Annotated in this window: 7 protein-coding genes; 6 read left to right on the top strand and 1 reads right to left on the bottom strand. The window is 71.2% G+C overall.

Going from position 1 to position 19,550, the window contains the following annotated elements:
* Window positions 1–284 precede the first annotated feature (284 nt).
* Complete coding sequence (locus ACZ4SF_RS31790; protein ID WP_468391309.1) at window positions 285–1,115, bottom strand: putative nonproteinogenic amino acid hydroxylase; 831 nt, start codon at window positions 1,113–1,115, stop codon at window positions 285–287.
* 581 nt (window positions 1,116–1,696) lie between these two features.
* On the opposite strand from ACZ4SF_RS31790, the gene ACZ4SF_RS31785 reads away from it, so the two are divergent.
* The 6 genes from ACZ4SF_RS31785 (at window position 1,697) to ACZ4SF_RS31760 (ending at window position 19,273) form a co-directional block, all read left to right on the top strand.
* The gene (locus ACZ4SF_RS31785) at window positions 1,697–1,918 is read left to right on the top strand and encodes a phosphopantetheine-binding protein (protein ID WP_468391306.1); all 222 of its coding nucleotides are present in this window, start codon (window positions 1,697–1,699) and stop codon (window positions 1,916–1,918) included.
* Window positions 1,915–3,165, top strand: a complete 1,251-nt coding sequence (locus ACZ4SF_RS31780; protein WP_468391303.1) for a cytochrome P450 — start codon at window positions 1,915–1,917, stop codon at window positions 3,163–3,165. Before ACZ4SF_RS31785 ends, ACZ4SF_RS31780 begins: the two co-directional genes overlap by 4 nt.
* Window positions 3,162–3,899, top strand: coding sequence for a thioesterase II family protein (locus ACZ4SF_RS31775; RefSeq protein WP_468391300.1), 738 nt, complete (start codon window positions 3,162–3,164; stop codon window positions 3,897–3,899). The genes ACZ4SF_RS31780 and ACZ4SF_RS31775 overlap by 4 nt, the downstream gene beginning before the upstream one ends.
* Window positions 3,900–4,053: 154 nt before the next feature.
* Entirely contained in the window at window positions 4,054–12,816 is an 8,763-nt protein-coding gene (locus ACZ4SF_RS31770) for a type I polyketide synthase (protein ID WP_468391297.1), read from the top strand.
* 1 nt (window position 12,817) lies between these two features.
* Window positions 12,818–15,937 (top strand): type I polyketide synthase, encoded by a 3,120-nt coding sequence (locus ACZ4SF_RS31765; protein WP_468391294.1) that lies wholly within the window; start codon window positions 12,818–12,820, stop codon window positions 15,935–15,937.
* A 96-nt stretch (window positions 15,938–16,033) separates the two neighbouring features.
* Window positions 16,034–19,273, top strand: a complete 3,240-nt coding sequence (locus ACZ4SF_RS31760; RefSeq protein WP_468391291.1) for a non-ribosomal peptide synthetase — start codon at window positions 16,034–16,036, stop codon at window positions 19,271–19,273.
* Window positions 19,274–19,550 lie beyond the last annotated feature (277 nt).

Here is a 19,550-nt window from a genome sequence, read left to right as displayed (position 1 = left end):
TGGAACACCTCCTCCCTGCGCTAGTCAGCGCTGTTGACTACCGGTACACCGTAACACTGACTACCGGTACATAGCAAGACGGAGTAGCGGAGGCGCAGCGGCCCAGAACGCCGAGGTTCAGCCCGGTGCGGCGCCTTCGGTGACGGCGCCGCCCATCGGCAACTCGCCGTACTGATCGGGCAGTTCGTCCGACAGGCCGATCAGGGGCCCACCCAGAGGGACCGCGGGTTCACAGGGCCCGACCGGGCCCCGCGGCCCGGTGGCCGGCCGTGACCACACCCCCCTCACCAGTGGAAGGCCTCCCCGTCGGCCCGCTTCTCGATGCAGTACGTGCGGAAGGCACGGGCCTTCGCGATGATGTCGGCATCGCCGGTACGCCGCGCGGCCTCTTCGTACCAGTCGTACGTCGTGGCGGCATGCGAGCGCCGCTCGAAGTGGAACTCGGCGAATCGACGGAAGTCCGACCGCATGGACGCCGGCGTCAGCCCGGCGCCGAGGAGTTCCTCGAGTTCCGCTTCGGCCGCCTCAGGCCGCTCGACGATGCAGACCGGCTCGGTCGCGGCGATTTCGTTGCGGATCTCGATGGGCTCGTCGGCGTCCGAGAAGTCGAGGCAGAGGGAGAGCCGGGCCGTGTGGGCGGAGCTGCGTGTCGAGTGAGGATCAGTCGTGTGGATCTTCCACACCTCACCGCGACGGAGGTGATAGACGACGTCGTTCTCGGAATGGAGGGAATCCTCACTGGTGCGCAGCGGAATCTGCAGCCTGGTGCCCGGTTCCGACCATTCGAGAAAGTCCACGTGCGGCGCGAGAATTGCGTCACGGGCCCTGAAGATACGCACCCACTGCAACCGGTCGAGCGGAAAATGCTCGGTCACCAGGGACATGATGCCGGGCAGCCGCTTGCCCAGTTCGGTGAGAGCCATACGGCCGTCGTGGGGGCGGAATGAGGTGTCGGCATCGGCGCCGCTACCATTGGCCAGCACATGAGACGACCACGACCCGAAGCTGAAGGCGTCGTATTCGCCTCCGTACTCGTGGCCGTCCACGATAGAGAACTCGGAATCCAGCTCGTACGAGTCGATGGGCAGCACCGCGAGCCTTTGCGACTTGAGCAAGGTGCCCCTCCCCTTCAGCAGTTTGATTGACCGACATGCCCGGAAGCTGCTGGGCATTTTTCCCGTGCGTCACCGTAACTCTTCGAAGGTGCTGCGGCAATGACGTGGTGTCCGCTGCGAATTCGTCGGCAACGAGCATTTCTCGAGTCATGCTCGGGCGGTGATCCGTTTCGGACCGCTCCGCCGCTGTCCGGCAGAGGCGCAGCTGACCGTTGACCCGTCAACCGGGCCTGGCAGGATGGAGGAGCTGTCCTGTCGGCGGGACAACCGGTGCCCCGGTATGGTGTTCGCCCTGTCATCTCTTGTGCGGAGCTTCGCCCGTCAATTACCTTGGCGTCGCGATGGCCGTGCAAAATTCACCAGCCGAATTTCCCCGACTCCTTTCAGCCATTCAAAGGATCTCTCTCGCCGGCGGGGCAACGGAAAGGGCCCCAGTGGCCGTAATGGCGTGGACGGGCGCTCCCGTTCGACGGAGGAAGGAAGGATTGGCAATGGAATCGTCGTCGCAGGTCCATCAGCGAGGTGGGAAGGACGAGGGTTCGGAACGACAAGCCGCGCCTTCGAGTGCGCCGGAGTCACTCGTGCAGGAGGTCTCGGCGCTGTGGGGAGAGTACCTGGACTCCCGCGAAGTCGGGGCGGACGACAACTTCTTCGCGCTCGGCGGCAACTCACTGGTCGGGATCAAGATCATCGACCGGGTCGCCCAGGACTACGGCGTCGAGCTGTCCGTGCGCGGCTTCTACCTGGCCCAGACCCCGGCGCGGGTCGCTGAGCTGATAGAGCAGGGGAGGGCACGGACGTGAGGTTGACGCCGGGCGCCGCGCGCGACATCGACCTCGATCGCGTCGACCTGTTCGACCTGAACCTCTACACCTCGGGCGATCCGCACCCGATCTGGGACGTGATGCGGGCGAAGGCTCCCCTGCACCACCAAGTCCTCCCCGACGGACGGGAGTTCTGGTCCGTCACGCGCTACGAGGACGTCTGTCGCGTACTCGGAAACCACCGGGAGTTCACCTCGGAGCGCGGCACCGTGGTCACCCACCTCGGGGCGGACGACGTCGCGGCGGGCACGCTGATGACGTCCACCGACCCGCCCCGGCACACCGAAGTCCGCAGGCCGCTCGGCGCGAAGCTCACCGCGCGGGCGGTGAAGTCATGGGAAGACAAGATCCGCGGGACGATCGTGCGCTTCCTCGAACCGGCACTCGACGGGGAGACCTTCGACCTGGCCGAGCGGGCGCTGCTCCTGCCGGCGATGGTCACCGGCCCGCTGCTCGGCATCCCCGAGAAGGACTGGGAGGAACTCGTCCAGCTGACCGCGATGGTGACGGCTCCCTCGGACCCGCACTTCCTGCAGGGCAGCGAAGCCGCGACGCTGGCCATCTCCCACCACGAGCTGGTCACGTACGTCAAGGAGTGGGTCAGGACGCGGCGGGCGGACGGACGCGAGGACGACAGTCTGCTGCACCACCTCATGAGCGTCCGTCCGGGAGGCGTGCCGCTGACCGACGAGGAGATCGCCCTCGACGGCTACAGCATTCTCCTGGGCGCCAACGTGACGACGCCGCACACCGTCTCGGGCACGGTACAGGCGCTCATCGAGCGACCCGAGCAGTTCGAGAAGGCGCAGGCCGACCCGTCGCTGATCCCCAACCTGGTCGAGGAAGGGCTGCGCTGGACATCGGCCGCCTGTAACTTCATGCGGTACGCGGTGGACGACGTTCAGATCGCCGGAGGCACCATCCCGGCGCGTGGGGCGGTCGTCGCCTGGATCGGGTCGGCCAACCGGGACGAGTCCCAGTTCCCCGACCCCCACCGGTTCGACATCACGCGCAGCGGTGCGAAGCGCCAGGTCGCGTTCGGGTTCGGGGCGCACTTCTGCATCGGGGCGCCCCTGGCCCGGATGACCCTGCGCATCTTCTTCGAGGAGCTGACCCAGCGGTTCGGGTCGATCGACCTCGCCGGCGAACCGCAGCACCTGCGGTCGTACTTCATCGCCGGGATGACCCACCTCCCCATCGTCGCCCAGAAACGAAAGACGCCATGACATCCGGCTCCACCACCGCCACGTCGCCGTGGTTCGTCCGGCCGCAGTCCGCCGACCACCGCGCGCAGCTCTTCTGTTTCCCCTACTCCGGGTCCGGGGCTTCGGCCTTCAGCGCCTGGCCGGCCGCGATCGACGACGTCGAGGTCAGCCCGGTGCAGTTCCCCGGCCGCGAGAACCGGCTGGCCGCACCCCACTACGGCACCTACGAAAACCTCGCCGCCAGCCTGGCCGAACAACTGCTGCCGCGCCTCGACCGGCCGTTCGCGCTCTTCGGGCATTGCGCGGGCGCGCTGGCCGCGTACGAGACCGCGGTCCGGCTCGCCGAACGGGGTCTGCCCCAGCCGGACTGCCTCTTCGTGTCGGGCCAGCCCGCACCGCACGACGCCTCGCGCGACCGGATGCTCACCATGACCGAGTCCGAGCTGCGCGCCGAGCTGGAGTCGGTCGTCCGCGGCCGGGGGATCGAACCGCGGTCGGACATGATCGACGTGGGCATGGCCGTGCTGCTGCGTGATCTTGCCGCCGCGAGTGAGTACCGGCGGTCTGAGCCGGTCGCGGTGGGATGCCCCATCGTCGTCCTGCACTGGCTGGACGACCCCGAGGTGAGTCTCGACCAGCTCGAGGGGTGGCGTCAGTACGCGGACGGGGTCGAGTTCCGGTTTGTCGCCGGCGGACACCACGACTTCATGAACGCGCCGGACGACCTGCTGAAGCTGCTGACTTCTTGGCGCTGACGCGTGTGCGGCTCGCGGCGCCCGGTGCCGTACCCGGGAGACCGTGGCGGGAACGAGCGCGGAAGGTCGCAGTGACAACGGCTTTCACGAGTCGATCGACGGCGGATGACTCGCAGCCACACCCGTTCTTCTAGCAACTGTTGGGGAGGCCCTGGTGCAGGACGCCGACGGCTACCGGTCCTACTCGCCACGCGTCGTCGGTGACGCGGAGACACTGCGCGAGGGGGGGCACGAGGCGGAGGCATCCGCTCGCGAACCCATCGCCGTCGTAGGCATGTCATGCCGCCTGCCCGAGGCCCAAAACCCGCTCGCCTTCTGGGAACTGCTGCGGGAGGGCAGAAGCGGCATCACCGACGTGCCGGCCGACCGCTGGGACGCGCGCCGGCTGCTGGATCCGGACGTCACGGCCCCCGGCAGGATCACCACCACGCGCGGCGGCTTCCTGGACGACATCGCCGGTTTTGACGCCGACTTCTTCGGGATCGCCCCGAACGAAGCCGCGATGATGGACCCCCAGCAGCGTCTGATGCTGGAACTGGGCTGGGAGGCGCTGGAGGACGCCGGCATCGTCCCCGCAGACCTCCCAGGGACCCGCACAGGTGTCTTCGTGGGAGCCATCTGGGACGACTACGCGATCCGGCTCTACAAACATGGCACCCAGCGCATCAACCGCCACTCCGTCACCGGAGTGCACCGCAGCATCATCGCCAACCGCCTCTCCTACACGCTCGGACTCAACGGCCCCAGCCTCACCGTCGACGCGGCCCAATCCTCGTCGCTGGTGGCGGTGCACCTGGCCGCGGAGAGCCTGCGCGCCGGGGACTGCACGCTCGCCCTCGCAGGCGGGGTCAACCTCGCGATCGTCCCCGAGAGCACCATCGGCTCGACCAAGTTCGGAGGCCTGTCCCCGGATGGGCTGTGCAAGACCTTCGACGCCCGGGCCAACGGGTACGTCCGCGGCGAGGGCGGCGCCTACCTGGCCCTCAAGACCCTGTCCCGGGCGGTGGCGGACGGCGACCGGATCTACTGCGTGATCGAGGGCAGCGCCGTCAACAACGACGGCTCCACGCCCGGTCTCACGGTGCCCAGCGCACGTGCCCAGGAAGAGGTCATCCGCCGCGCGCACGAACGCGCCGGCACCCGCCCCGAGGACGTCCAGTACGTCGAGCTCCATGGCACCGGAACGCGCGTGGGCGACCCCATCGAGGCGGCCGCCCTGGGCGCCGCGCTCGGCACCGGTCGATCCGCCGACGCCCCGCTGCACGTGGGCTCCGCGAAGACCAACGTCGGCCATCTGGAGGGCGCGGCGGGCATCGTCGGCCTGCTCAAGACGGTCCTCAGCATCTGGCACCGCGAGCTGCCGCCCAGCCTCAACTTCGAGACGCCCAACCCCGACATCGCCTTCGACGAACTGCGCCTGCGCGTCCAGCAGGACCTCACCCCCTGGCCCAGGCCCGAGCGCCCCCTGATCGCGGGGACCAGCTCCTTCGGCATGGGCGGTACCAACTGTCACGTCGTCCTGCGTGAGTGGACGGCTGACGACGTCGCGGCCGTGCAGGACGGACCGGCCGTCGTGACGGACGGGACGTTGCCATGGCTGATGTCGGCGAAGTCGCGGGCGGCGCTGGAGGAGCAGGCGCGGCGGCTCCTCGACCATCTGGACCGGCACCCGCGGGTGACGCCCGCCGAGGTCGGTCATGCGCTGGCGGCGAGCCGGTCGGTGTTCGATCACCGGGCGGTGCTGGTCGGCCGTGAACTTGCCGATTTCCGCGGTGCGCTGAGCGCGCTGGCCGACGGTGAGCCTTCCGCGCAGGTGGTCACAGGTACCGTGGCGGCCCGACCCGGCAAGACGGTGTTCGTCTTCCCGGGGCAGGGGTCGCAGTGGGTCGGTATGGGCGTGCAGCTCATGGCCTCCAGCCCCGTCTTCGCCGAGCACCTGTCTGCCTGTGCGGCGGCGCTCGAGCCGTACACCGGCTGGAACCTCGTCGATGTCCTGGCCCAGGCGCAGGGTGCCCCTGCCCTGGAGGGTGACGATGTCATCCAGCCCGCGCTGTGGGCGGTGATGATCTCCCTGGCACGGCTGTGGCAGCACCTGGGGGTCACGCCGGACGCGGTGGTGGGCCACTCGCAGGGCGAGATCGCCGCCGCACACATCGCCGGCGTGCTGTCGCTGGAGGACTCCGCCCGCATCGTGGCCTTGCGCTCCCAGGCTCTCGCTCGGATCGCGGGGCACGGCGCCATGGTTTCCCTGCCGCTGCCTCTGGCTGATGCCGCGGAGCTGATCGGACGGTGGGAGGGGCGGCTGGTCGTCGCCACGGTCAACGGGCCGTCGGCCACTGTGGTGGCCGGTGACACGGACGCGGTGGCGCAGCTGCGCGCTCATTGCGAGGGCGAGGGCTTGCGCGCTCGTCGGGTCCCGATCGACTACGCCTCGCACACGTCTCACGTGCACCCTCTTCGCGACCAGTTGCTGGATGTCCTGGCGCCGGTTCAGCCGCGCGAGGCGAGCATCGCGTTCTATTCCACCGTTGCCGGTCATCTGGGTGGGCCGATGGCCGACACCACGGTGATGGACGCCGCGTACTGGTACGACAATCTGGCCACTGCTGTGCACTTCCAGGCTGCCACCAGCGCTCTGCTGGACGACGGGCACACCCTCTTCGTCGAGGCCAGCCCCCACCCCGTCCTCACCCACCCTCTCCAGGAGACCGTCGAGGACCACGCGAGCGGTGGCGAGGCCGTCGTCACCGGCACCCTGCGCCGGAACGACGACACCTGGCAGCGCGTGCTGACCTCCCTCGCCACGGCCCACACCCACGCCCCCGCCTCCGTTGACTGGTCGGGCTTCTTCCCCGCCGCCCGGCCCACCCATCTCGGCCTGCCCACCTACCCCTTCCAACGGCAGCGTCACTGGATCGACCTGCCGACGGACGGCCTTGCCGACGCCGGTTCCGACGCGTCCGTCGACGCATCGGTCGATGTGGCCGCCGACGTGGTCGCCGATCAGCCCGAGGACACCGCTGCTCCTGCCCGGTCCGATGCGTCGTCGCCGCTCCTGGACCGCCTCAGGAAGGCGTCGCCGGCCCAGCGGAAGCAGATCCTCACCGACCGGGTCCGTGCCGAGGTCGCGGCGATCACCGGACATGTCACCTCGCAGGCGGTGGACGGTGACCGCACGTTCAAGGACTTCGGTTTCGACTCCTTCGCCTCCGTCGAACTGCGGAACCGTCTCAGTGCCCTCACCGGCCTGAAGCTGCCGACGACGCTGCTCTTCAACCACCCGACCCCCACCGCCGTCGCCCGCTATCTCCAGACCGAACTCCTGGGCGCCGAGCAGTCCGGCAGTGCCGCCCACGGCTCCCCGCTCACCACCGTCAGCGCGGACGAACCCATCGCGATCGTGGGCATGGCCTGCCGCTACCCCGGAGACATCCGCGCCCCCGAGGACCTGTGGCGTCTCGTCAGCGAAGGCGTCGACGCCATCACCGACTTCCCCACCGACCGCGGCTGGGACACCGACAAGCTCCTCGACCCCGATCCGGACCGGCCCGGTACGTCGTACGTCGCCAAGGGCGGGTTCCTCTCCCACGCGGCGGCGTTCGACCCCGCGTTCTTCGGGATCAGCCCGCGCGAGGCGACGGCTATGGACCCGCAGCAGCGGCTGCTGCTGGAGACCTCCTGGGAGGCGATCGAGCGGGCGGGCATCGACCCGACCGCGCTGCGCGGCAGCCAGACGGGCGTGTTCGTCGGCGCCATGACCCAGGAATACGGCCCTCACCTGCACGACGGAGTCACCGGATTCGACGGGTACCTGCTGACCGGCAACACCGCGAGCGTCGCCTCGGGCCGGATCTCGTACGCCCTCGGCCTGCAGGGCCCCGCCGTGACGGTGGACACCGCCTGCTCCTCCTCCCTCGTCTCGATGCACATGGCGGCCCAGGCACTGCGCAACGGCGAGTGCTCGCTGGCCCTGGCGGGCGGTGTCGCCGTCATGGCCACGCCGGGCATGTTCGTGGAGTTCAGCCGGCAGCGCGGGCTTGCGGCGGACGGTCGGTGCAAGGCGTTCGCCGAGGCGGCGGACGGCACGGCCTGGGCGGAGGGCGTGGGCCTGCTGCTCCTGGAACGCCTCTCCGACGCGCGGAAGAACGGCCACCGGGTGCTGGCCGTCGTACGCGGCTCGGCCATCAACCAGGACGGCGCCAGCAACGGCCTCACCGCCCCCAACGGGCCTTCCCAGGAGCGCGTCATCCGGCAGGCGCTGGCCAGCGCGGGCCTGTCGGCACACGAAGTCGACGTCGTCGAGGCCCACGGGACCGGCACCACCCTCGGCGACCCGATCGAGGCGCAGGCGCTGCTCGCCACGTACGGTCAGGGCCGGCCGGAGGACCGGCCGCTGTGGCTGGGTTCGCTGAAGTCCAACATCGGCCACTCCCAGGCCGCGGCGGGCGTGGGCGGCGTCATCAAGATGGTCATGGCCATGCGCCACGGCCTGCTGCCGAAGACGCTGCACGTGGACCGGCCGTCCTCGCACGTGGACTGGGCCGCAGGAGCGATGGAGCTCCTGACCGAGAACCGGGCCTGGCCGGACAGCGATCACCCCCGCCGGGCCGGCGTCTCGTCCTTCGGTATCAGCGGCACCAACGCCCACCTCATCGTCGAGCAGGCCCCGGAGGACGACAGCGCCACCGATCAGGGTGCGCCGGAGCCGGTGGTGGTGACGGACGGGTCGCTGCCGTGGCTGGTGTCGGCGAAGTCGGAAGCCGCGCTGAAGGAGCAGGCGCGGCGGCTCCTCGACCATCTGGACCGGCACCCGCGGGTGACGCCCGCCGAGGTCGGTCATGCGCTGGCGGCGAGCCGGTCGGTGTTCGATCACCGGGCGGTGCTGGTCGGCCGTGAACCGGCCGATTTCCGGACGGCGTTGAGCGCGCTGGCCGACGGTGAAGGCTCGCCTCGGGTGGTCACCGGCACGGCGGCGGCCCAGCCGGGCGGAACGGTCTTCGTGTTCCCCGGCCAGGGCTCGCAGTGGACCGGTATGGGCGTGGAGCTGATGCGCACCTCGCCCGTGTTCGCCGAGCACCTCACCGCCTGCGCGGCGGCGCTGGAGCCGTACACCGGCTGGAACCTCGTCGACGTCCTCAACCAGACGCAGGGCGCCCCCGCCCTCGACCGCGTCGACGTCGTGCAGCCCGCGCTGTGGGCGGTGATGATCTCCCTGGCACGGCTGTGGCAGCACCTGGGGGTCATCCCGGACGCGGTGGTGGGCCACTCGCAGGGCGAGATCGCCGCCGCACACATCGCCGGCGTGCTGTCGCTGGAGGACTCCGCCCGCATCGTGGCCTTGCGCTCCCGGGCCATCACCCGCATCGCGGGCGGCGGCGGAATGGTCTCCCTGCCCCTTGCCGTTGCGGACGCCGAGAAGCTCATCGCCCGGTGGGAGGGACGGGTGGTCGTCGCCACGGCCAACGGGCCCTCGGTCACCGTGGTCGCCGGCGACGCCGACGCGCTGGCAGAGATCGTCGCCCACTGCGAGGGCGAGAACATCCGGGCCCGGCGGATCCCGGTGGACTACGCCTCCCACTCCCCGCACGTGGAGGCGCTCCACGACGAACTGCTGGAGCTGCTCGCTCCGGTGCGCCCGCGGGATGCGGAGGTGGCGTTCTACTCGACGGTGGGCGACCACGCCAAGGGCGCGATGAGCGACACGACGACGATGGGCGCGGCGTACTGGTACGAGAACCTGCGGACGACCGTGGCCTTCGAGGCGACCACCCGCGCCCTGCTGGACGACGGGCACACCCTGTTCATCGAGGTCAGCCCCCATCCGGTGCTCATCCACCCGCTCCAGGAGACCGTCGAGGACCACACGGGCACCGGCGAGGTCGCCGTCACCGGCACGCTGCGCCGGGGTGACGACACCTGGCAGCGCGTGCTGATCTCCCTCGCCACCGCTCACACCCACACCACCGCCGACTGGTCGGGTTTCTTCCCCGCCACCCGGCCCGCCCATCTCGGCCTGCCCACCTACCCCTTCCAGCGTCAGCACTACTGGCTCCGGCAGACCACGACCGCCACGGACCCCCACGCCCTCGGCCTGCACGCCGCCGACCACGGCCTGCTCCGTGCCGCCGTCGGTCTCGCGGACGGCGACGGCCACGTGTTCACCGGGCACCTGTCGCTGCGCAGCCACCCCTGGCTGGCCGACCATGCCGTCCACGACACTCCGCTCCTGCCGGGCACCGCGTTCGTCGAACTCGCCCTGCACGCGGGCCGGTCCACCGACACCCCGCACCTGGACGACCTCACACTCGAAGCACCTCTCACCCTCCCGGCCACAGGCGGTGTCCAGCTGCAAGTGCACGTGGAGGCAGCCGACGGCCAGGGCCGCCGGGCCTTTGCCATCCACTCCCGAGCCGACGACGCCACCCCCGACCGGCCCTGGACCCGTCACGCCACCGGCACCCTCACCGCCGAGGCGTCCACCACGCCGGACCCGGCCGCGTGGGCGGAGCCGGCGTCCTGGCCGCCGACCGGCGCCACACGCGTACCCGTCGACACCCTCTACGACCACCTCGCCGACCGCGGCTACCACTACGGCGCCGCCTTCCAGGGCCTGACCGCCGCCTGGCGGCAGGGCGACACCCTCTACGCCGAGGTCACCCTCCCAACGGACGAGCCCGCCGACAACGCCACCGGCCACTACGGCATCCACCCCGCGCTCTTCGACGCCGCGCTCCACCCGATCGTCGGCACCGTTCCCCAGCAGGGCGCGGACCAGGTGCTGCTGCCGTTCGCCTGGTCGAACGTCCGGCTTCACGCCGTGGGGGCCCGGGCCCTGCGCGTCCAGATCACCCCCGCTGACGCGGGGGCGTTGCGCCTGCGGCTCGCCGACCCCACCGGGCAGCCGGTCGCCGAGGTGGCGTCGCTGGGCCTGCGGCCCATCACCACCGAGCAGTGGGCGAAGGCCGTCGCGCCGGCAGGAGACGGGCACCTGTTCCGCCTGGCCTGGACCCCCGTGTCCGGCGCGGAAGCCCTCAAGGCCGACCGCGTGGCGTTCCTGGGAACCTCCGTTCCCGACGCACTGGTCACCTCACTGCCCGAGGACATCGCGGTTACGAGCCATCCGGAGATGGCGCCGCTCCTGGCGGACGACACCGTCCCCCTCCCGGACCTGGTCATCGCCACCGGCCTGCTGGGGCACTCCGGCTCGGCCGATGACGTCCCCGGCGCCGCGCGCGAGGCCGTTCGGTACGCCTTGGACATGGTCCAGTCGTGGCTGGCCGATGAGCGGCTGGCCGACAGCCGGCTGGTGTTCGTCACCAGGCGAGCCGTCGCGGTCCACGCCGAGACCGACACGCCCAGCCCTGCGGACGCCGCCGTCTGGGGCCTGATCCGTACGGCTCAGGCCGAGAACCCGGGCCGGTTCGCCCTGATCGACCTGGCGGACGAGAACGCCGTGTCCGCCGAGTCGTTCCGCGCGGCTCTGGCAAGCGGCGAGCCGCAGACGGCCGTCCGTGACGGTGATCGGCAGTTGTACGTCCCCCGGCTCGTACGGGAGGTGTGGCCCGAGGACGCCTCCGTGCCGGAGCCCGCCGCGGGCGGCACGGTTGTGATCACCGGCGGCACGGGCACCCTCGGCTCGCTGTTCGCCCGCCGGTACGCGAGGGCTGGGCAGGCCGGTCATCTGCTGCTGACCAGCCGGCGTGGCCCGGACGCTCCGGGCGCACGCGAGCTCGCCGCCGAGCTGACCGAGCTGGGTGTGAAGGTCACCGTCGTCGCCTGTGACACCGCCGATCGCGACGCCCTCGCCGCGCTCCTCGCGTCCGTCCCCGACGAACACCCCCTGACCGCCGTCGTGCACACCGCCGGTGTCCTCGACGACGGCACCATCGCCTCCCTGACGGCGGAGCGCGTCGAGCGCGTGTTCCGCCCGAAGGTCGACACCGCCTGGCACTTGCACGAGCTGACCCGCGAGACGAACCTCACCGAGTTCGTCCTCTTCTCCTCTGTGGCGGGCGTTCTGGGCACTTCGGGCCAGGGCAACTACGCGGCGGCGAACGTCTTCCTCGACGCGCTGGCCGAGCGCCGTCGCGCCGAGGGGCTGCCCGCCACCTCCCTGGCCTGGGGGCTGTGGTCCGACAGCAGCGGCATGACCGGTCACATGGACGACGTGGACCTGACCCGGATGGCTCGTCTCGGGATCAAGCCCCTCTCGGCGGAGGAAGGGGTGGCGCTGTTCGACGCTGCCCGTGCCACGGGGGCCGCCTGCCTGGTCCCGGCCAGGATCGCCCCAGCTCTGCTCCGTCCCCACCTGGAGAGCGGCACTCTTCCCTCCGTCCTCCAGGGCCTCGTGCGCGCACCGGTCCGCAAGGCCGGCGCGGCCACGGCGACCGACACCGTCGGCCTCCGCGATCGCCTGGCCCGCGTGTCCCCCGAGGAGGCCGAGGACACGCTCGCCGCCCTCGTCCGCGACCATGCCGCGCTCGTCCTGGGCCACACGACCTCCGACACCATCGACCTCGACAAGGCGTTCAAGGACCTCGGTTTCGACTCGCTGACCGCGGTCGAGCTGCGCAACCGCCTGGCGTCCTCGACCGGACTGCCGCTGGCACCCACCCTCGTCTTCAGCTACCCGACCCCACGCGAACTGGGCCGGCACCTCCTCGACCTGATGGGTCCGGCATCGGACACCAGTTCGGACGAGGAGGCGGAGATCCGGGAAGTACTGCGGAACGTCTCGATCGACAGCCTGCGGAGCGCGGGTGTCCTGGACCTGGTCCTGGCATGTGCCGACCCGGCTCGGCCGGACGCCACCGGTCGGGTGCCGGACACCGGTACGGCGAACACCGGCACGGACGCACTGGCCGCCCTGGACCTGGACGCACTCGTCGACCTGGCCTTGGACGGAAGGAATGACTGACATGCAGAACTCCGCAGACGGCACGCCGGAGGGCGAGGACCGGGTCCAACGGGCACTCCGCGCGCTGCTGCAGGAACGCGACCGCCTCCGCCAGGAGAACGACGCCCTGAAAGCCGGCCGCGGCGAGCCGATCGCCGTGGTGGCCATGGCCTGCCGCTACCCGGGAGGCGTGTCCTCGCCCGAGGAGCTGTGGGATGTGGTCCGCGGCGGCAAGGACGTCGTGGAGGAGTTCCCACAGGACCGCGGGTGGCCGGACATGTACGACCCGGATCCCGACACGGCCGGCAGCTCGTACGCGCGGCACGGAGGGTTCCTGAGGGACGCGGCCGCATTCGACGCGGGGTTCTTCGGCATCAGCCCGCGTGAGGCGCTGGCGATCGATCCGCAGCAGCGCTTGCTGCTGGAGACGTCGTGGGAGGTCTTCGAGCGGGCAGGCATCGTTCCCGCCGATGTGCGCGGGGCCGACGTCGGTGTCTTCTCCGGAGTGATGTTCCCCGAGTACGGGATGCGTTTCCTGGAGTCGAGGGGGAACGAACTGGAGGGCTTCCTGCTGCAAGGCAGCGCGCTGAGCGTCGCCTCAGGCCGAGTGGCGTACGAACTCGGCCTGACCGGACCGGCGGTGACCGTGGACACGGCGTGCTCGTCGTCCCTGGTGGCCGTACACCTGGCGATGCAGTCACTGCGCTCGGGCGAGTGCTCGCTCGCGCTGGCGGGCGGGGCGGCGCTGATGTCGACGCCCTGGATCTTCGTGGAGTTCTCCCGGCAGCGTGGCCTGGCGGCCGACGGCCGGTGCAAGTCCTTCGCGGACGGAGCCGACGGGACTGGCTGGGCCGAAGGGGCGGGGGTGCTGCTCCTGGAGCGGCTGTCCGACGCCCGCCGCAACGGCCACCCGGTACTGGCCGTCCTGCGCGGTTCCGCGATCAACCAGGACGGGGCCAGCAACGGACTGACCGCTCCCAACGGCCGCGCCCAGGAGAGGGTGATCCGCACGGCGCTGGCGAACGCGGGCGTCCCGGCCTCCGAGGTGGACCTGGTCGAGGCCCACGGCACCGGAACCACGCTGGGCGATCCCATCGAGGCAGGCGCCCTGCTCGCGACCTACGGGCAGGGCCGGGCCGAGGGCAGGCCGCTCTGGTTGGGGTCCCTGAAGTCGAACATCGGTCACTCCATGGCCGCCGCCGGGGTCGGCGGGATCATCAAGGCCGTGATGGCCATGCGCCACCGGTACCTGCCGAAGACCCTGCACGTCGATGCGCCCTCCCGCCACGTGGACTGGTCGTCGGGCGCGGTCGAACTGCTGGTGGAGGGGCGTGAGTGGATCCGGGCGGACGGTCCGCGGCGGGCCGGCGTGTCGTCGTTCGGCATCAGCGGCACCAACGCCCATGTCATCCTGGAAGAGGCTCCGCCGCAGGAGCAGGCGGACGACGGCGGTCAGGACGCGGGCGTCGCCGGCGGCCTCGTGCCGTGGGTGCTGTCCGGGAAGAGCGCGGCGGCCGTGGAACGGCAGGCGCGCAAGCTGCGCGATTTCGCCGCCGCGGATCCGGGTCTCGATGTCGCCGATGTCGGCTGGTCGTTGGTGTCGAGCCGGACACGGTTCGAGCACCGCGCGGTGGTCCTGGGACGCGGCCGGGACGAGTTGCTGAGCGGCCTGACGTCGCTCGGTGACGGCGCGGAGTCCGCCGCGGTGGTGCGCGGCACGGCCGGGGAGTTCGGTGGGACGGTCTTCGTGTTCCCCGGACAGGGTTCGCAGTGGGTCGGGATGGGCCGTCAACTGTACGACACCTTCCCCGTCTTCGCGCAGAGCCTCGACGCGTGCGCGGCCGCGTTGGCCGAGTGGGTCGACTGGTCGCTGCTCGACGTGGTGCACGGCGTGGAGGGGGCGCCGACCCTGGACCGGGTGGATGTGGTGCAGCCCGCGCTGTTCTCCGTGATGGTGTCCACGGCCGCCCTGTGGCGGTCCTGGGGTGTGGAACCGGCCGCGGTGGTGGGGCACAGCCAGGGCGAGATAGCCGCCGCGTACGTCTGCGGCGCCCTGTCTCTGCGCGACGCCACCAAGGTCGTGGCGCTCCGCAGCAAGGCTCTGGTGGATCTGATCGGGCACGGCGGGATGGCGTCGGTCGCGGAGTCCGCGGAACTCGTGGAGGCACGTCTCGCGCCGTGGGAGGGCCGGGTGACCATCGCCGTGGTCAACGGACCCCGCTCCGTGGTGGTGTCCGGGGAACCGGACGCGCTCGACGAGTTCGTGGAGAAGATGAAGGCCGACGGCGTGCAGGCGAAGCGGATATCGGTCGACTACGCCTCCCATTCGCACCACGTGACCCGGGTCCGCGACCAGGTGGTGGGTCCGCTGTCCGACGTGAGCCCGCGCACGTCGACGCTGCCCTTCTGCTCGACCCTGTACGGCGACATCATCGACACCGCGAAGCTGAACGCCGGGTACTGGTACGACAACCTGCGCGAGAAGGTCCTCTTCGAAGGCTCCGTCCGGCGGCTGACCGACGACGGTTTCCGGGTGTTCATCGAGATGAGTCCGCACCCCGTGCTGACCGTCCCGGTGCAGGAGATCGTCGAGGACGTCGACGACGCGGTGGTCCTGTCGTCCTCACGGCGGGACCGCGATGAGGCGGAGGCAGTGATCGGCTCGCTGGCCGGCCTCCATGTGCGGGGCGGGTCCGTGGACTGGAACGCCCTGTTCGGGACGCGCCGGCGAGCGGACCTGCCGACGTACGCGTTCCAGCGGCAGCGCTACTGGCTGAACTCCGCGCCCACGGGGGTGACGGCGCAGGTGCCCGCGCTGGAGCCGCCCGCGGCTGACGACGAGCCCGTCGCCCTCCCGGACGTGCTCGCCGCCCTGCCCGACGACGAGGCGGCGGCACTCGTCCTGGACCACGTCCTCACGAAGGTCGCCGTCGTGCTCGGGCACCCCTCAGGCGAGACCATCGACCCCGACCAGGAGTTCAAGGACCTCGGATTCGACTCGCTGCTGTCGGTGCAGCTGAGCAAGAGCCTGGCCACGACGACCGGACTGAGGCTGAAGCCGAGCCTGGTGCTACGGCACCCGACACCGAGACGGGTCGCCGGGCACCTCGTGACCTCGATGGCCGGTTCCGACCGGCGGTGAACCCACCGTGTGCGGGGTGCCTGGGCTCCGCACACCGCCCTGCCGACGGGCCGCAGGTCCGCCGACGACCAGGCCCGTTCCGGCTTTGCTGAAAGGATGATCTCTGTGCGTTCGTTCGGTGCGTCGTCTGCGCATGAAGGGTTGTGGCGGGCGCAGGCAATGTTTCCCGACACACTGAACCATGCGCTGACCCTGTGGAACGTGGACGGCGAGCTTGACGCGGCAGTCATGGAATCCGCGTTCCTGCACGTGATGGACGAGGCGGAGGTGCTGCGCGTCAACTTCGTCGACGACGGCAGCGGGCTGCGCCTCGTCCCCAGGGAACTGGGGGACTGGCGGCCGTTCTTCCTGGACGTCAGCGCCGAGGACGATCCGGAGCAGGCGGCGCGCGAAGCGCTGGCCGAGGTGATACGGCAGCCGTTCGACCTGGAGCGGGATCTTCTGTTCCGGCTGGGTGTGGTCAGACTCGCGGCGGCCCGCTCCGTGCTGGTGATCGTCTACCACCACCTGATATCGGACGGGTACGGCGCGTCCGGCCTGCTGTCGCGGCGCTTCGCCGAGGTGTACACGGCGCTGTCGCGGGGTTCGGACGTGCCGGAGTTGCCGCACCCGTGGGACGCCGAGTCGTTCGCGGCGGAGGCGGCGCAGTACCGCGCCTCCGAGCAGTTCGCCGAGGACAAGCAGTTCTGGCGCGACTATCTGGCGGATGCGCCGGCTCCCGCGCAGGTTCCGCGCGTGGCCCTGTCCGACGCGATGCGGTCCGCGCTCCGCGAACCGCTGGGCAGCGCCGACCGCTGGGGGGAGCTGGCCGAACCCATCGGCATGGTGAGCCGGACGCTGACCGTTCCGCGCGCCGATGCGGACGCGTGGACCGAGGCCGCGAAGTCCATGGGTGTGTGGTTGTCGTCGATGCTGACCGCGGCCGCGGCGGTGTACTTCCGGCACCGCTGTGACCAGCCGGAGTTCCTCCTCTCACTGGCCGTGGGCAACAGGGTCGGGGTGGCGAGCAGGACGCCCGGTCTGGCCGTAAACGTGGTACCGGTGCGGGTGAGTGTTCCGCTCGGTGCGTCCTTCACCGAGATCGCCGACGCGATCGGCGACGAGACGTACGAGATCTTCGATCACGCGGCCTGCCACTACTCGGAGATCCAGCGCGCGAGTGGGACCGTCCTGAGCGACCGCGGCAGCTTCGGTGCCGTCGTGAACGTCGTCGAGTTCCCGGAGCGTCTCCACTTCGCCGACAGCCCGGCCCGCTTCCTCGCCGGGACGACCGGGACGTTCGAGGAGCTGGCGATCGGCGTCTACACCGACGGGACCGCCGACAGCGACCTGTACGTCCGGCTCGACGCCCCCGCGAACCTGTACTCCCGCGCGGAACTGCGCTTCATCGGCGAGGATCTGATCGCCCATATCCGCGCAGCCGTGGCTGCCGGCGAACAGCCGGTCGGCGCGCTGGACGTGCTGAGCGGTGTGGAGCGGGGCCGGGTTCTCCCGGCGCCGGACGGCACGGACGCGCCGGTGCCGGGGCTGACGGTTCCGGAGCTGTTCGCCCGCCAGGTGGAGCGGGCGCCCGACGCCGTGGCGGTGGTGTCCGAAGACTCGGCGGTCTCGTACCGGGAACTGGACGAGCGCTCCAGCCGCCTGGCCGGGGCGCTGCGACGGCGGAACGTCGGACCCGAGACGGTCGTGGCGGTGGCGCTGCCCCGATCGGTCGAGCTGGTCGTCGCCCTGCTGGCAGTACTGAAGGCGGGCGGGGCGTACCTGCCGGTCGACCCGACGGTCCCGGCGGAGCTGATCGCCTCGGTGGCCGGCGACGCCTCGGTGCGTGCACTGCTCACCGATACGGCGACAGCCGAGGCGCTCTCCGGTGCCCTGGACGTGCCGGCGATCCTGTTCGGCGACATCCGGTCGGAGCCCGCCGACGACGGCAACGCTGCGGCGGAGGTTCCGGTCCCGTCGCGTCCGGACGGCCTGCTGGCCGTGATGTACGGCTCCGGACCGAGCGGTTCGGCCACGGGAGTCGCCGTGACGCACCGGAACATGGAGCGGCTGGTCCTGGACCGCCGCTGGCAGGAAGGCGGCCACGGCACGGTCCTGTGGCATGCGCCGCCCACCTCCGACGCGCTTCCCCTCGACGTGTGGGTTCCTTTGCTGAACGGCGGCCGGGTGGTCGTCGCGCCGTCGGGGGAGCTGGACGCCGACACGCTGACCGAGGTGCGGGCGGAGCACGAGATCTCCAGGGTGTGGCTGCCCGCGAACCTGTTCTCGGCGATCGCGGCAGAACGCCCCGGGGCCCTCGCCGGGTTGTGCGAGGTGTGGACCGGTGGTGACCGCGTGGCCGCGGCCGCGGTGGGACGGGTGCGGGAGGCCTGCCCCGAGCTGACGATCGTGAGCGGTCACGGTCCGACGGAAACGACCGTGTTCGCCGCGTCCCACCGCCTCACGGCGGACGAACCGGTGCACCGCGCGGTCGGCCGCCCGATGGACCGCACGGCCCTCTACGTACTGGGGCCGGGGCTGGCGCCGGTCCCCGTGGGCGTGGCCGGAGAATTGTACGTGGCCGGTCCCGGCGTGGCGCGTGGCTGGCCCGGTCGGCCCGGGCCGACCGCGGAGCGGTTCGTGCCCTGTCCGTTCGGTCCGGCCGGCGGGCTCATGTACCGGACCGGGGACCGGGTCCGGTGGGTTGCCGACGGTCGCCTGGAGTACGTGGGCCGGGCCGACGCCCAGGTGGAGATACGGGGTGTCCGGGTCGAGCCGGCCGAGGTCGAGGAGGTGCTGTCCGAGCACCCCGGGCTGGCGCAGGCGGTGGTGGTCGCGAGGAAGGACGGCTCCGCGCAGGGGCGGCTGGTGGCCTTCGTGGTCCCGGCGGGCGGCAGCGGTCCCGGGGCCGGCCTCACGGTCGAGGAACTGCGCCGGTTCGCCGCGGGGCGATTGCCGGAGATCATGGTGCCGGCGGCGTTCGTGGTGCTGGAACGCCTGCCGGCGGCGGTCGGCGGCAGGGTGGACTACGCGTCGCTGCCGGAGCCGGCGTTCGATGACGGGCAGTACCGGGCACCGCGCAACCGCACCGAGCGGGTTCTGGCCGAGGCGTTCGCCGACGTGCTGGAGCTGGGGCGGGTGGTGGGCATCGACGAGGACTTCTTCGACCTCGGTGGCAACTCGCTGCGGGCGATCAGACTGGTCGGCCTGGTCCGGGCCGAGCTGAACCAAGAGGTGTCCATCCGCACGCTGTTCGCGGCGCGCACCATCGCCGGTCTGTCCGACATGTGGAAGGACCTCGCCCGGTCCAGCCGACCGGCTCTGCGCAGGAGGACGAAGGACGGCGAAGTCCTCTGAGCGTTGCCCGCCGCGCAGACGGCTGCGGTGAGGGGCGGGCGGGCACCCTCGCTCGGCGCGGGCCCGTAGGCGGAGTCCGCGCCGTCCTGTGCTTACGGTCCCGTGCCCGTCCGGGCACGGACGGCCGCGGGTCGCAGTCTGTAGCCGTGCGTGTGCGCGCCCCTCGGCATGGCCGGAAAGCGCCCGCTCGCGGGCGGTACGGCCGGCGCTGGACGCCGCCTGGCAGCAGGAGCACGGCACCGGCAACCGAAGGCATGGAAACGGCAAGGCCGATGGC

It is taken from the genome of Streptomyces sp. NPDC027663 (genome assembly GCF_055566415.1).
The sequence above is the reverse complement of the archived record's forward strand: the minus strand, read 5'-3'. Positions and strand labels throughout refer to the sequence as shown.

What these genes read in the sequence shown, in the direction of transcription:
- ACZ4SF_RS31775 (WP_468391300.1), top strand. Translation starts at nt 3,162, where the DNA reads ATGACATCCGGCTCCACCACCGCCACGTCGCCGTGGTTCGTCCGGCCG.
- ACZ4SF_RS31765 (WP_468391294.1), top strand. Translation starts at nt 12,818, where the DNA reads ATGCAGAACTCCGCAGACGGCACGCCGGAGGGCGAGGACCGGGTCCAA.
- ACZ4SF_RS31760 (WP_468391291.1), top strand. Translation starts at nt 16,034, where the DNA reads ATGATCTCTGTGCGTTCGTTCGGTGCGTCGTCTGCGCATGAAGGGTTG.